Consider the following 14709-nt stretch of genomic DNA (forward strand, 5'->3'; position numbering starts at 1 on the left):
GTCCGGCGGCTGACACTTTCTTCGTTTCAGACCTCTTTTTCGAGGAGTGGCCCCATGCGCCTCTCGCGGTTCTTCATCACGCGCCCGATCTTCGCGGCCGTCATCGCGGTCGTGATCACGATCATCGGTGCGATCGCCTATCTCGCGCTGCCGATTTCCCAATATCCCGACATCGTCCCCCCGACGGTGACGGTCACCGCCTCCTATCCCGGCGCTTCGGCCGAGACCGTCGCCGAGACGGTCGCCGCGCCGATCGAGCAGGAGATCAACGGCGTCGACGACATGCTCTACCAGTCGTCGCAATCGACCGGCGACGGCAACGTCACCATCACCGTCACGTTCAAGTCGGGAACCAATCTCGATTCCGCGCAGGTGCTGGTGCAGAACCGCGTCGCGGTCGCGATCCCGCGCCTGCCCGAGGAAGTGCAGCGTCTGGGCGTCGTCACGCGCAAGACCACGCCGGACTTCCTGCTGGTCGTGAACCTGATCTCGCCGGACAACTCCGTCGATCGCGAATATATCTCCAACTATGCGCTGACCCAGGTGAAGGACCGCCTCGCCCGTGTCGAAGGCGTGGGCGACGTGCGCATGTTCGGCGCGCGCGACTATGCGATGCGCGTGTGGATCGATCCGGGCCGCGCCGCCGCGCTCAACCTGACGGCGGGCGACATCGTCCAGGCGCTGCGCGCGCAGAACGTCCAGGTCGCCGCCGGCACGCTCGGCCAGCCGGGCTCGACGCCGACGGGCAACGCCTTCCAGCTCAATATCGAGACGCAGGGCCGCCTGAAGGATCCCGCGCAGTTCGGCCAGGTGGTGATCCGCACCGATGCCGACGGGCACCAGGTGCGGGTGAGCGACGTGGCGCGCGTGGAACTGGGTGCGGCGGACTATTCGTCCAACACCTATCTTTCCAACAAGCCGACCGTGATCCTCGCCGTGTTCCAGCGCCCGGGCTCGAACGCCCTCGCCGCTGCCAATGCGGTGCAGGATCAGCTCAAGGCGATGTCCAAGAACTTCCCCAAGGGCCTGGAATATCGCGTCATCTACAACCCGACCGAGTTCATCGCGCAGTCGATCGACGCGGTCTATCACACGCTGGGCGAGGCGATCCTGCTCGTCGTGCTCGTCGTCATCGTCTTCCTCCAGAAATGGCGCGCGGCGATCATCCCGGTGCTTGCCATCCCGGTCTCGCTGATCGGCACGATGGCGGTGCTGCTGCCGCTCGGCTACTCGCTCAACAACCTCTCGCTGTTCGGCCTCGTCCTCGCCATCGGCATCGTCGTCGACGACGCGATCGTCGTGGTGGAGAATGTCGAGCGCAACCTGGCGCGAGGGATGACTCCGCTCCAGGCGGCGCGCACTTCGATGGACGAAGTGTCCGGCGCGCTCGTCGCGATCGTGCTGGTGCTGCTCGCGGTGTTCCTGCCGACGCTGTTCCTGAACGGCCTGTCGGGCGCCTTCTACAAGCAGTTCGCCGTGACGATCTCGGCCGCGACCGCGATCTCGCTGCTCGTCTCGCTCACCCTGTCGCCCGCCATGGCGGCGCTGCTGCTGCAGCATCACGAGGGCGAACCCCGGGGACCGATCGGCCGGATCGTGCGCCGCGGCGCCGATGCGTTCAACACCGGCTTCGAGCGGATGAGCGTCGGCTATGCCAAGCTCACCCGCGTGCTGGTCACCCGGCCGAAGCGGATGATGCTCACCTATGTCGGCCTGATCGCCGCGACGATCGGGATGTTCTGGGTGACGCCGGTGGGGTTCATCCCGCAGCAGGACCAGGGCTATTTCCTCACCGTCATCCAGCTGCCGCCGGGCTCGTCGCTCGAGCGGACGGACGAAGTGATGCGCAAGGTCGTCGCCCGTATCCTCCCGATCAAGGGCGTGAAGGGATCGGTGATGCTCGCCGGCTTCGACGGCCCGTCGCAGACGCTCGCCCCGAACTCGGCCGCCGCCTATGTGCCCCTGCTCTCCTTCGAGGAGCGCAAGAAGCTCGGGGTCACCTTTGACGGGATCATGAACGAGGCGCGCCAGCGCACCGCCGACATCAACGAGGCGATGCTGCTGGTCGTCCCGCCGCCCGTCATCCAGGGCATCGGCTCGGCCGGCGGCTACCGGATGATGATCGAGGACCGCGCCGAGCATGGCTATGACGAGCTGGGCAAGACCGCGTTCGGGCTGATCGGCCAGGCCAACCAGACTCCGGGCCTCAAGCAGATCTACACCTTCTTCAACACCGCGACGCCGCGCGTCTTCGCCGATATCGACCGGCGCAAGGCAGACATGCTCGGGGTGCCGCCGGAGCGGGTGTTCGAGGCGCTGAACGTCTATCTCGGCTCGGCGTTCGTGAACGACTTCAACATGCTCGGCCGCACCTATCGCGTGACCGCGCAGGCCGATGCGCCGTTCCGGGCGACCGAGGCGGACATCGCCAACCTCAAGACCCGCTCGAACTCGGGCGCGATGGTGCCGATCGGCTCGGTCTCGACCTTCGAGAACAAGACCGGCCCGTACCGCGTGACGCGCTACAACCTGTTCCCGGCGGTGGAAGTCGATGGCGATACCGCACCGGGCTACAGCTCGGGCGCTTCGCTCGACACGATGGAGAAGCTCGCGAGCGAACTGCCCGCCGGCTATGGCGCCGAATGGACCGGCATCGCCTTCCAGCAAAAGGCGGCCGGCAGCACGGCCGGGCTGGTCTTCGCGCTCGCGGTGGTGTTCGTCTTCCTGGTGCTGGCGGCGCAATATGAGAGCCTGACCATGCCGCTGGCGATCATCCTGATCGTGCCGATGTGTCTGCTCGCGGCGATGGCCGGAGTGAATCTGCGGGGCATGGACAATAACGTGCTCACGCAGATCGGCCTGGTCGTGCTGATCGCGCTCGCCGCCAAGAACGCGATCCTCGTGGTCGAGTTCGCCCACCAGGCGGAAGTGCAGGATGGGCTGTCGCCGGTGGAGGCCGCGGTGCGTGCCGCGCGCGACCGCCTGCGGCCGATCCTGATGACGTCGTTCGCCTTCATCCTCGGCGCCGTGCCGCTGCTGATCGCGAGCGGGGCGGGCGCGGAGCTCCGCCAGGCGCTGGGCACCGCGGTGTTCTTCGGGATGATGGGCGTGACGGCGTTCGGCCTGCTCTTCACGCCGACCTTCTACGTCGTCTGCCGCGCGCTGGGCGATCGCATCGCCAGGATGCGCGGCAACCGCAAGGCAGTCGACGAAGGCGGCCACGAGCCGGCGCTGCAGCCCGCCGAGTGAAACCCTGCCGCCGCTCCGGGCCCGTCCCGGAGCGGCGGGAAGGAGGAAATGAAATGACCTACCGTATCTTCCTCGCAACCGCCTCGGCCCTGGCGCTCGCCGCCTGTGCCGCCGGTCCGAACTATGTCGCGCCGACGCCGCCCCAGACCGCGGCCGGCACCTTCGTCGCGGCCAATCCGGCGGTGACCGCCGCGCCCGTCCAGGGCGACTGGTGGCGGCTCTACAATGATCCGGTGCTCGACAGCCTCGTTGCCGACGCGCTGGCCGCCAACACCGATATCCGCGTCGCCGTGGCGCGGATCGAGAAGGCCCGCGCGGTGCTGCGCGGCGCCAGGGCCAACCAACTGCCCCAGGCCAGCCTGAGCGCCGGCGCCAATTACGGGCGCCTGCCCGCGGCCCAGCGCCTGCCCGGCGCGCCGCGCGAGGACTGGCAGGTCGATGCCGGGCTTAGCGTCAGCTACGAGGCCGACCTGTTCGGTCGCCTCAGCCGCGGCACCGAGGCAGCGCGCGGCGATGTCGGCGCGGCCGAGGCGGATGCCGACGCGGTCCGCGTGATCGTCGCCGCCGAGACGGCGCGCGCCTATGCCGATGCGGCTTCGTCCGCCGAGCGGCTGGGGGTGGCCGAGCATATCGTCAAGCTGCTCGACCAGTCGATCGACCTGACCGAGCGCCGCCGCGGCGTGGGCCTGGCGACCCGGCTCGACACTGCCCGGATCGGCGCGCTCCGCAACCAGCGCCAGGCCGAGGTGCCGGCGCTCCAGGCCGCGCGCGATGCCGCACTGTTCCGCCTCGCTACGCTCACCGGTCGCACGCCTGCCGATCTGCCGGCGGTGGCGGGCGCGCGCAGCACGACGCTGCGCCTCGGCCAGCCGATCCCGGTCGGCGACGGCGCCGCGCTGCTGGCGCGCCGGCCGGACATCCGCGCCGCCGAGCGCCGCCTGGCCGCCGCCACCGCGCGGATCGGCGTGGCGACCGCGGACCTCTATCCGCGGATCACGCTCGGCGTCTCGGGCGGATCGACCGGCACCGATTTCGGCGACGTGTTCGGCGCCGGCCCGCTGCGCTGGCTCCTTGGCGGGCTGATCAACTGGGCGGTCAACCCCGGCCCGGCCCGCGCGCGCGTCGCCGGGGCGGAAGCGGACAGCAAGGTCGCGCTCGCCACCTTCGACGGCACGGTGCTGAACGCGCTGCAGGAGACCGAGACGGCGCTCTCCGCCTATGGCCATGCGCTGGGCCGGCGCACCGCGCTCCAGGCGGCGCGCAACGAGGCCGAGGCGGCGGTCAACATTGCCCGCGCCCGCCAGCGCGAGGGCGATATCGATTCGCTCGCCCTGCTCGATGCCGAACGCACCTTCGCCGATGCCGAAGCGGACCTGGCACAGGCCGATGCCTTCATCGCCGAGACGCAGGTGGACCTGTTCCGCGCGCTCGGCGGGGGCTGGCAGAAGAGCTGAGGGCCTGCCCTCTTCTCCCTACGTCATCCCCGCGCAGGCAGGGTCCGGAGCCAGGAAGGACAGCGCCTGCGCTCTGGATCCCCGTTTGCGCGGGGATGACGGAACGACTATACCGTCCTAGTCTTGCCGGCATGACTCACGCCATTGCCAAGATCGGGCGCGCCGCGCCCTATGCCACGGACATCAGCTTCGGCAAGCGCGGCCTCGTCGCCGACGAGCCCGAAGCGCGGGGCGGGGGCGATGCCGGGCCCGCACCCTATGAACTGCTGCTGGGCAGCCTGGGCGCCTGCACCGCGATCACGCTGCGCATGTACGCCGAGCGCAAGGCGTGGCCGGTGGAGAATATCGAGGTCGCCCTGTTCCTCCATGGCCAGGGCGAGACGCTCAATATCGAGCGCATCCTGACGATCACCGGCACCGATGCCGAGCAGAATGCCCGCCTCGCCGAAATCGCCGAAAGGACGCCGGTGACGCTCACTTTGAAGCGGGGTGTTCCGATCGCGACCAGGCTCGGGTGAATCTTGTTACAAATTCGCGCAACACCATAGACGCATTTTGTCGTAGAAGCTGAAACCATGCTTGCTACCGCGACTTCCCAGGACGATTCGGCGACCCTGCTCGTCGTCGACGACGACCGCGACATCCGCATGCTGCTGGCGAACAGCCTCGGTTCGCGGGGCTACAAGGTCGAGACGGCGTCCAGCACGCGCGACATGGACCAGATCCTCGCGCGCACCCCGGTCGATCTCGTGATCCTGGACATCATGATGCCGGGCGAGGACGGGCTTTCCGCCTGCCGCCGCATCGCGCGCGCCGATGGGCCGGAAATCATCTTCCTGAGCGCCCTTGGCGAGGAACAGGATCGCATCCTGGGCCTGGAGGTCGGCGCCGGCCATTATCTGCCCAAGCCGTGCAGCCCGCGCGAGATCCTCGCCACCGTGCGCGCGGCGCTGCGCAAGCGCGGCGCGATCGCCACGAACGAGAGCGGCGACGTCTATGTCTTCGAGGGCTGGCGCATCGACCTCGGCAGTCACGAGCTGTTCGATCCCAACGGCGTGCTGGTCGGCCTCACCGATGGCGAGTTCGCGGTGCTGCGCGTGTTCATCGAGCGTCCGCGCCGCGTGCTGAGCCGCGAGGCGCTGCTCGCCGCGGCCCGTGGTCCGGATTCGGATGCCTATGACCGGGCGATCGACGTGCAGGTGAGCCGCCTGCGCCGCAAGCTGCGCTCGGGCGGCGACGAGATCATCCGCACCGTGCGCAACGAAGGCTATCTGTTCGTGCCCAAGGTGGTGCGCGCGTGACACCGCGGCGCGGGGGTGCGGGTTCCCCGTTGTTCCTGCGCGTCTTCGTCCTGATGGTCGCCTGCGTGGCGATAACCCAGCTGATGAATCTCGGCCTGCTGATCGCGGTGCAGACGCCGTCGACCAAGGTCTACAGCGTCGGGCAGATCGCCAATGCGATGCGCGGCATCGGCGATCCGGACAGCGATCTTCTGATATCCCACCCGGCGTTCATCGAGCCGGCTCCCTGGAATCCCCGGAGCGAGCGCATCGAACTTGCCTTGGCCAAGGCGCTGCAAGTGCCGGTGGAGCGAGTGCGGATCGGCTTCCCCACGCCGTTCATGCAGCGCGAGAAGATCTATGATCGCGCCAGCGTGCCGCGCGCCGTTCCGCCGGCCAGCGATCAGGCGGCGCGGGCCGTGGTGATAATCGGCGATTTCTCCGCCGCGTTCCGCAAGGACGATGGGCAGTGGACCTTGATCGATTCCAACCACAGCTTCGAGCCGTGGCGCCTGTTCGTGCTGTGGTGGCTGATCCTGTCCGCGGCGGCGGTCGCGCCCTTTGCCTGGGCGCTCGCTCACCGCATCGCCAAGCCGATCGGGGCCTTTGCCGAAGCCGCCGAACGGCTCGGCCGCGATCCCCGCGCCGCGCCGATCGCGATCGAGGGGCCGACGGAAATCGCCGATGCCGCGGCGGCGTTCAACCGGATGCAGGCCCGGCTCAATCGCTATGTCGATGATCGTGCCACCGTGGTGGGCGCTGTCGCGCATGACCTGCGCACGCCCCTGATGCGCCTGGGACTGCGGCTGGAGGCGGCGCCCGACGCGTTGCGCCAGGCCTGCGAAGGCGACATCCGCGACATGGAGGCGATGATCTCCGCGACGCTGAGCTATCTGCGCGACACGACCAAGCAGGGCGTGCGCAAGCCGCTGGACCTGCGCTCGCTGGCCGAGACGGTCACCGATGACATGAGCGATCGCGGCGCGCCGGTGACGCTTGCGCCGGGAGGCCCGGTGGTGGTCGAGGGCAATTCGCCAGCGCTGAAGGCGATGCTCAACAATCTCGTCACCAATGCGCTCAAATATGCCGGGAGCGCCGAAGTCTCGCTGGTCGAGGCCGATGGCCAGGCGCTGATCGAAGTGTGCGACGACGGGCCGGGCGTGCCGCCGGAAGACCTGGATCGCGTGTTCGAGCCCTTCTTCCGCGGCGAGCGTTCGCGCAACCGCGATACCGGCGGGATCGGCCTGGGCCTGGCCAGCGCCCGCGCGGTGGCGCGCGCGCATGGCGGCGACCTCGTCATCCGCAACCGGAAGGAGGGCGGCCTTTCCGCGCTGGTGACCTTGCCCGTCTAACACGGCCACAAAGCGGAAACCTGCCAGCGACGTACCGAAATCCCGCCGACACCCGCACCGTCGAACCACATGCCCGACTGGGGAGGGCGAATGGGTCGGGATCAGCGAGTTCGGGTCGAAGCGGAAGGCAGCGCGTTGGAGCGCCTGCTTGCCCGGCCCGTGCCGTTGTGGAGCCTGATCCTGGTGCTGCTGTTCGTTCCGCTCGCGGCGATGGCCACGGGCGCGATCGTCGACGGATGGGAGAAGGCGGGCACGGTCGGCCGCGTCGCGATCACGCTGGCGCGCGTGCCGGACACGATCCAGCACCTGTTCCGCAGCAACGCGCCCTATTTCCACGGCGCCTATGAGAAGCTGCCGGGCGGCTTCTCCCGCGATCCGGGATTCGTCGATGCCGGCTATGCGCTGATCTCGCCCTTCGAACCCCGCCGCAAGCGATCGGTGGTGCAGCTGGTCCGCCTCGCGGACGGCGCGGTGGTGCGCGAGTTCGTACCCGATGTCGACGCGGCCAATGCCCGCTCGCGCTTCGCTTCCGCGCTCACCGACGTGCATCGCGACAAGAACGCCGCGCGCAACCGGCTGATGCACCCGCTGCTGCTCGCCGATGGCAGCCTGGTGCTGCACGACAGCTCGCCGCTTGCCCGCTACGACGCCTGCGGCAAGCTGCTATGGTCGCTGGACGGCATCTTCAGCCATTCCACCGAGCTGGGCCCGGACGGCGATCTCTGGGTGCCCTATCGCTACCCGGTGCCGCGCGAGCCGGGGGTGAAGCCCGACTTCTGGGACGATGCGGTGGCGCGGGTCTCGCCCGAGGGGAGACTGCGCAACGTCGACCGCATCGCCGACATCCTCGAGCGCAACGGACTGGCGAAGCTGTGGCGCGGCCGGCCCTATGTGCAGGATCCCTTCCATCTCAACGACATCCAGCCGGCGATGGCGGACGGCCGTTTCTGGAAGAAGGGGGACCTGTTCCTCAGCATCCGCAACCTCTCGCTGATCGCACTCTACCGGCCGGCCACCGGCGAGATCCTGTGGTGGAAGATCGGCCCGTGGCGCTTCCAGCACGATGTCAGCATCCTCGACGATCATCGCATTTCGGTGTTCGATAACAACACCTTGATGGGCTATCCCGACGAGCGCGTGAACGGGCACAACCGCCTGCTCGTCCATGACCTTTCCAGCGGGGCGACCAGCTCGCCCTGGGAGCGGGGCTTCGCCGCCAACCGGATCGCCACCCGCGCCCAGGGGCGGGGCACGCCGCTCGCCAATGGCGATGCGATGATCGAGGAGACCGAGCAGGGGCGCCTCGTCCGCATGTCGCCCCAGGGCGCGGTGCGCTGGCGCTACATCTCCGCCGATTCCGCCGAGCGGCGCATGGCCCTTTCCTGGGCACGCTATCTCGATCCCACCACCGATGGCCCGGCCATTCAAGCTACGGTGAATGCCAAATGCTCGTGAAAACCCTTCGTTTCCTGTCGCTTGTCCTCGCCCTTTCGGCGCCGCTCGCGGCCCAGGCCTATACCGGCCCGGGGCTGGGCCTGGGCGCGATCGGAGTCGCCTTCGGGCTGATCGGCTCGATCCTGCTCGCGATCGTCTCGGTCGTCTGGTACCCGATCAAGCGGCTGGTCCGCCGCATCCGCGGGCGTGCCCGGTGATCCTGTTCTTCCTCGCTGTCGTCGCGATGCTCGAACTGGCGCGCGCCTTGCCGCTGATCCCGGCCTTTCGCGCGCTCGCCGCCTGTGGGCAGCATGCCATGCGGCTGCTCGCCCGGAGGGGCGTTTCCGACTGGGGCAAGGAACGGGCGCTCCGGATACTTTCGGGCCGTATGTTCGTGCGGGCGATGCGTGCAGGCGGATTGCTGTTCGCCACCGCGGCCCCCGTGCTGGTGGTGCTGGCACTGGACGCCAACTGGCCGGAGATCGCCGCCTTCCGGTCGGACTGGATGGCAAGGCTGGCACTGATGCCCTTCACGCTCGGCTATGCCGTGCTGCGCTGGCAGGTGATCCCGCGTGTACAGCGGGGCTGACAAGCTCCTCCACCGCATCGCCCTGGGTTCGCCCGCGCTGCTCGAAGCGACCTTCGACATCGAGCGCGCCACCCACCGCAAGCGGATCGCGGCGGTGCCGATTCGGCGCCCGGTGTTCATCGCCGGGCTGGCGCGCGCGGGCACTTCGATCCTCACCCGGCTGCTCCACCGGGGCGGCAGCTTCGCCGCGCCGTCCTATCGCGACCTTCCGTTTCCGCTCGCGCCGAACAGCTGGGCCAGGCTGGGCGGCAAGCGGCATGTCGAGGCCAGCGAGCGCGGCCATGGCGACGGATTGACCCATGATCTCGACAGCCCCGAGGCGATCGAGGAGGTCTTCTGGCGCACGCGCGAGGGAAGCCGCTATCTGCGCCGCGATGGACTGGCCCCGGTCGCACCCCAGGCAGACACGCTCGCCGCCTTTGGCGACTATGTGCGCCTGGTGCTCCTCTGCCAGGGCGGCACTCGCTATCTATCGAAGAACAACAACAATATCCTGCGCCTAGAGGGGCTCGCCGCCGGTTTTCCCGACGCCCTTCTGGTCCATCCGTTCCGCGATCCGCTGCAACAGGCGCTGTCCTTGCTGTCGCAGCATCGCCGGGCGACCATGCTGGCGCGGGAGGACCCGTTCCGCCGCCGCTTCATGGCCTGGCTCGGCCATCACGAGTTCGGCGCGGATCACCGGCCCTTCCTGTTCGACGGCGCGCCTGGCCGCGACGAGGACGCGACCCGTGTCGATTACTGGCTGAAGCTGTGGGACAGCGTGCACCAGGCGCTGCTTTCGGCACCGGCCCGGGTGCAGGAGCGCCAGCTGTTCCTCGACTATGATGCGTTGTGCGCCAGTCCGCGCCACTATGCCCCCCGGCTCGCGGTGCTGGTCGAGGCGCCGATCGATGCCGCCGCGCTGCGCCTGCCCGACCCCCGCCAGGCCGAAGCCGATCCGGCATTGCTGGCAAGGGCGGCGGAAACGCATGCGGCGCTTCGCGCCTGTTTCCGCGCGCGCTTCGATTGACCGGGCGGGTCCGGCATCCCGCGGCGCGGCCCGGGTGCGGAAGGATTGCGCGACATGGAGTGGATCGAGGCGATATACCGCCAGGGTCGGGCGATCCCGTGGGCATGACGGAGCAGAGAATGACCGAGACGACACGGCGCGCGGTTCTGGCCGGCATGGCGGCGCTGCCCCTGGCGCCCGGGGTGGCGCTGGGCGAGAGGATCGGGGGCATCACGCGCTTCGATCCGGCGCTCGACGCGCTGATCGACACGGCCAGCCCGATCGAAGTGATCGCCACCGGCTTCAAATGGGCCGAGGGGCCGGTGTGGGTGCGGCGGGGCGGCTATCTGCTCTTCTCCGACGTGCCGGCGAATATCGCGTATCGCTGGCGGGCGGGCGAGGGCGCCAGGCCGTTCCTGAACCCCTCGGGCCTGGCCGGGCCGATCCCGGCGGGGGTGCGCGAGGCGGGCTCGAACGGGATGGTGCTCGATGCCCGCGGCGACCTGCTGATGGCCGATTCGGGCACGCGCGCCATCGCGCGGGTGCATCTGGCGACCCGGCGGAAGACGATCGTCTCCGGCGCATTCGAGGGCAGGAAGTTCAACAGCTGCAACGACCTGGCGATCGGGCGGGGCGGGATCATCTACTTCACCGATCCGCCCTATGGCCTGGCCGAGGGAGACGCCTCGCCGCGCAAGCAGCTGGCGTTCAACGGCGTCTTTCGCGTCAATCCCGACGGCAGCGACCTGCGCCTGATCGACAAGAGCCTGAAGCGGCCGAACGGCATCGGCGTCTCGCCGGGGCTCGACCGGCTCTATGTCAGCCAGTCCGATCCCGAGGATGCACGGATCTTCCACTGCGAACTGGCGGCGGACGGTTCGGCAAGAGGCCCGCTGTTGCCGTTCGTCGACTTCTCGGCGGAAGCGGCGCGCAAGCTGCCGGGCCTGCCCGACGGGATGAAGGTGGCGAAGAGCGGCCACCTGTTCGCCAGCGGCCCGGGCGGCATCTACGTGATTGCGCCCGACGGCAGGAAGCTGGGGCTGATCGCGACGGGCAAGGCGGCCGCGAACTGCTGCTTCGGCGAGGATGGCCGAACGCTGTTCGTCACGTCGTCCGACAGGGTGGCAAGGGTGCGGCTCCGAATGGCGGGATGGTGAGGCGGGCCTGATCCGGTTCCGTCCCACCGGCTTTCCGCCGCTATCCCCGGTTCTCCACGATCCTCCTCGCCCCGCCCTCGGGAATTGGGTGTCCATCCCCTCCTGCACGACCTAAACTCCTTCCATGACCGACGAACAGGCGATTCCCGCCGCCACCGTGATCGTGATGCGCGAGACCCGCGACGGGCCGCCCGAGCTGCTGATGGTCGAGCGCGCGGCGGCGATGTCGTTCGCGGGTGGTGCGCTGGTCTTTCCCGGCGGCCGCGTCGATCCGGGCGATTGCGTCCTGGCCGCCCTTCATGCCGGCGATGTCGAGGAGAATGCCGCGCGCATCGCCGCGATCCGCGAGACGCTGGAGGAAGCCGGCGTCGCCATCGGCCTCGACCCCGCGGGAGACATGCCCGCGCTGCGCCAGCGCCTCTATGCCGGGGAGCCGATGGGCGATCTGCTCGACGAAGCCGGCGCCGCGCTCGCGCTGGACCGGCTGGTGCCTTTCGCGCGCTGGCTGCCCCGGGGCGTGCACCACAAGGTCTTCGACACGCGCTTCTACCTTGCCCGCGCGCCGGAAGGAGCCGAACCGCAGGTCGATGGCAACGAGAATGTCCGCGTCTTCTGGGCGAGCGCGCGCGCGGTGCTCGACGCCGCCGATCGGGGCGAGGCGCACATCATCTTTCCCACGCGCCGCAATCTCGAGCGGCTGGCGCTGTTCGCGCGCTACGAGGATGCCGTCGCCGATGCCCGCGCGCATCCGATCCGCACCGTCACGCCCTGGATCGAGGAGCGCGACGGCGAACGCCATCTCTGCATTCCGGACGATCTTGGCTACCCGGTCGCCGCCCAGCCCCTGGATCAGGCGATCCGCATGTGAGGCGGGTGCGCCGCGCCGTGATGGCGGCGATCCTGTTCGCGGTGCTCCTTGGCGGATCGTTCCTCACCTGGGCCGCGCTGCGCAACCGGCCGCAGGACCTGCCCTGGACCCGGCTCGACCTGCGCCGGCAGATCGGCATCTTCACCGGCCGCAAGCTGGCCGGGCTGACCGGCGACTATGCCCGGTGCCGGGCGCTGCTGCGTGCCGCCGGGGTGCGCTACGCGGCGCTCGCCAGGGTTTCCGGCGACGCGCCGCAATGCGGCTATGCGGACGGGGTGCGCTTCGCGCCCGGCGGATCGCGGGGGATCGCCTTCGCGCCGGCCTCCCCCGGCACCTCCTGCCCGGTCGCCGCGGCGCTGTCGCTCTGGGAATGGGAGATCGTACAGCCCGCCGCGCAGCGGCATTTCGGCGCGGCGGTGGTGCGGATCGAGCATCTCGGCAGCTATTCCTGCCGTCGCATGTACGGCCGCAGCGCCGGCGACTGGAGCGAGCATGCGACTGCCGATGCGATCGACATCGCCGCCTTCCGCCTGGCGGACGGGACGCGGATCGGCGTGGCGGAGGATTGGGAGGAAGGGGGCGGGAAAGCCGCCTTTCTGCGCGACGTGCGCACCGGCGCCTGCAAGCTGTTCTCGACGGTGCTCTCGCCGGACTACAATGCGGCGCACCGCGACCATCTGCACCTCGACGAAGCGGAGCGAGGGGAGTGGGGGTGGCGGACCTGCCGGTAGGAAGGCGGCGAAGGGATCCCCTCCCGCAAGCGAGAGGGGAATGGGAAATCAATGCGAGAGCGACGCCGTGTCGACCTTCTCCACCCAGGCCGGATAGAAGCTCGGCTGGCGGTTCGACCAGCCCGAAGCCGTGGCCGCGGCTTCGCTGATCGACTGGAGCAGCTTGCGGCGCAGGTCCGGATGGAGATGCGGCAGCGCCGCAGCGGCGCAGAAGGCCGAGGGGAGCCAGGGGCGCACTTCGGCGCCGATCAGCCGCTCGTAGAGGAAGCGGAAGCTCGAGAAGCTGGTCAGGCGGCCCTGGCTCAGGTCGAAGGCGGCGATGGCGACGAGCGGCGACATGAACGGCTCGATGGAGTCGAAGTCGCTGTCGTCGGGCATCAGCGCGCGCACTTCGTGGAGGCGCTCATAGACATGCGCCTGGGCGCGGATGCTGGCGGCCTCGACCACGTCGCGCGACCAGCGCGCCATCGCGTCGTCGCGGTCCAGCCCGATGTCGAGCGAGCGGCGCACATAGCGCTGCGTCGCCGCGCTGAAACCCGCGAATTCCTTCATTTCGGCCAGCGTCATCGCGCCTTCCGCCGGTTTCGCCCTTGCTCCCATGGTTCAATACTCCCGCCCAGATCGTGACCCTCCGAGACCGATACTGCGACAATATGGTTAACGAGCCGCTGAACCAGTCGTCGTCCCCTGTTCATTATAGGAAACCAACTGATTCCGCGGCGCAACATGCATGCGATAAACCGAAGTCCCGCTTGTGGAAAACTGCGCATACTGATGGGGTTGCAGAGGGGAGCTGCCCATCCGGGGCGTATCCGGGTCCGGGTTAGCACCTAGGCCCGGCAGGGCGGCCCGGGTGCTTCGGCGGCGGGTTCGCGGCCCCGGTTCCCCGCAAACGGGAGCGAATCCGCAAGTCATCGACTCGTCGCAACGGTTCGTCCCATCGACCGGCCGCGGGCCTATACTTCCGTTCCATGATCTGGTCAGTCGCTGTTCATCAGACTGCTTCCTGACCGGGGGGTCCATGAATTTCCGTGTTTTCGCAGCGCGTTTCGCGTTGATGGCTGTTTGCACCCTGATGATGGCCGCCCCCCAGGCGGCTTCGGCCAAGGGCCGTACCTTCTGGCAGTGCGCGCCCTATGCCCGCGAAATCTCCGGAGTGAACATTCACGGTAATGCCTGGACCTGGTGGTCCCAGGCCGCCGGCCGCTACCAGCGCGGCGAGACCCCGAAGGTCGGTTCGGTGATGTCGTTCCAGCGTACCGCCCGCATGCCGCTCGGCCATGTCGCGATGGTCAGCCAGGTCATCAGCGAGCGCGAAGTGCTGCTCACCCATGCCAACTGGTCGCGTGCCGGCGGCATCGAGCGCAACGTCCGCGCCGTCGACGTCTCGCCCGAGGGCGACTGGAGCGAAGTGAAGGTCTGGTTCGCGCCGATGGGCGGCCTGGGCACCTCGGTCTATCCGGTCAACGGCTTCATCTATTCGGGCGGCGCGCCGCACGACCTCGACGACGACTTCAAGCCGTCGCTCGACCTCGACCTCAGCGACCTGATGGCGGAAGCGAAGAACGAGACGCCCGACGCGGGCTGATCGCCTCGACAGCGTGGAA

General features: G+C 69.0%; 14 protein-coding genes. 13 read left to right on the plus strand and 1 reads right to left on the minus strand.

Translation table 11 applies throughout. From position 1 onward, the window contains the following. Positions 1-54 precede the first annotated feature (54 nt). The 12 genes from BGP17_RS20820 to BGP17_RS20875 all read left to right on the plus strand — a co-directional run bounded on the left by BGP17_RS20820 (position 55) and on the right by BGP17_RS20875 (position 13102). A complete protein-coding gene (locus BGP17_RS20820; protein WP_167297815.1) occupies positions 55-3249 on the plus strand; it encodes an efflux RND transporter permease subunit in 3195 nt (1064 codons plus the stop codon). 53 nt (positions 3250-3302) lie between these two features. After that, positions 3303-4703, plus strand: a complete 1401-nt coding sequence (locus BGP17_RS20825) for an efflux transporter outer membrane subunit (protein WP_286713465.1) — start codon at positions 3303-3305, stop codon at positions 4701-4703. A 131-nt stretch (positions 4704-4834) separates the two neighbouring features. Next, positions 4835-5221 carry an OsmC family protein gene (locus BGP17_RS20830; protein WP_286713467.1) on the plus strand — a complete coding sequence of 129 codons (387 nt, stop codon included), beginning with the start codon at positions 4835-4837 and terminating at the stop codon, positions 5219-5221. 57 nt (positions 5222-5278) lie between these two features. Then, complete coding sequence (locus BGP17_RS20835; RefSeq protein WP_167297818.1) at positions 5279-6004, plus strand: response regulator; 726 nt, start codon at positions 5279-5281, stop codon at positions 6002-6004. Then, complete coding sequence (locus tag BGP17_RS20840) at positions 6001-7335, plus strand: sensor histidine kinase (protein WP_286713469.1); 1335 nt, start codon at positions 6001-6003, stop codon at positions 7333-7335. Before BGP17_RS20835 ends, BGP17_RS20840 begins: the two co-directional genes overlap by 4 nt. Positions 7336-7425: 90 nt before the next feature. Beyond that, the gene (locus BGP17_RS20845; RefSeq protein WP_167297819.1) at positions 7426-8790 is read left to right on the plus strand and encodes an arylsulfotransferase family protein; all 1365 of its coding nucleotides are present in this window, start codon (positions 7426-7428) and stop codon (positions 8788-8790) included. Further along, entirely contained in the window at positions 8787-8987 is a 201-nt protein-coding gene (locus BGP17_RS20850) for a hypothetical protein (RefSeq protein ID WP_286713471.1), read from the plus strand. The genes BGP17_RS20845 and BGP17_RS20850 overlap by 4 nt, the downstream gene beginning before the upstream one ends. Continuing rightward, complete coding sequence (locus BGP17_RS20855) at positions 8984-9358, plus strand: hypothetical protein (RefSeq protein WP_167297821.1); 375 nt, start codon at positions 8984-8986, stop codon at positions 9356-9358. The genes BGP17_RS20850 and BGP17_RS20855 overlap by 4 nt, the downstream gene beginning before the upstream one ends. Beyond that, on the plus strand, positions 9342-10367 hold the full coding sequence (locus BGP17_RS20860) for a sulfotransferase (protein ID WP_286713472.1): 1026 nt from the start codon (positions 9342-9344) through the stop codon (positions 10365-10367). The genes BGP17_RS20855 and BGP17_RS20860 overlap by 17 nt, the downstream gene beginning before the upstream one ends. A gap of 104 nt (positions 10368-10471) precedes the next feature. Next, complete coding sequence (locus BGP17_RS20865; protein WP_286713474.1) at positions 10472-11503, plus strand: SMP-30/gluconolactonase/LRE family protein; 1032 nt, start codon at positions 10472-10474, stop codon at positions 11501-11503. A 124-nt stretch (positions 11504-11627) separates the two neighbouring features. After that, positions 11628-12371 carry an NUDIX hydrolase gene (locus tag BGP17_RS20870; RefSeq protein WP_286713476.1) on the plus strand — a complete coding sequence of 248 codons (744 nt, stop codon included), beginning with the start codon at positions 11628-11630 and terminating at the stop codon, positions 12369-12371. After that, the gene (locus BGP17_RS20875) at positions 12368-13102 is read left to right on the plus strand and encodes an extensin-like domain-containing protein (protein ID WP_380926145.1); all 735 of its coding nucleotides are present in this window, start codon (positions 12368-12370) and stop codon (positions 13100-13102) included. The genes BGP17_RS20870 and BGP17_RS20875 overlap by 4 nt, the downstream gene beginning before the upstream one ends. A gap of 48 nt (positions 13103-13150) precedes the next feature. On the opposite strand, the gene BGP17_RS20880 is transcribed toward BGP17_RS20875, so the two are convergent. Further along, positions 13151-13702: a hypothetical protein gene (locus BGP17_RS20880; RefSeq protein WP_086128509.1), complete on the minus strand. Its 552-nt coding sequence runs from the start codon at positions 13700-13702 to the stop codon at positions 13151-13153. A gap of 421 nt (positions 13703-14123) precedes the next feature. On the opposite strand from BGP17_RS20880, the gene BGP17_RS20885 reads away from it, so the two are divergent. Continuing rightward, the gene (locus BGP17_RS20885; RefSeq protein WP_380926146.1) at positions 14124-14690 is read left to right on the plus strand and encodes a CHAP domain-containing protein; all 567 of its coding nucleotides are present in this window, start codon (positions 14124-14126) and stop codon (positions 14688-14690) included. The last annotated feature ends 19 nt before the right edge of the window (positions 14691-14709 follow it).

Origin of the sequence: Sphingomonas sp. 67-41, assembly GCF_001899725.1 — a bacterium.
In the GTDB taxonomy this organism is placed as follows: domain Bacteria; phylum Pseudomonadota; class Alphaproteobacteria; order Sphingomonadales; family Sphingomonadaceae; genus Sphingomonas; species Sphingomonas leidyi.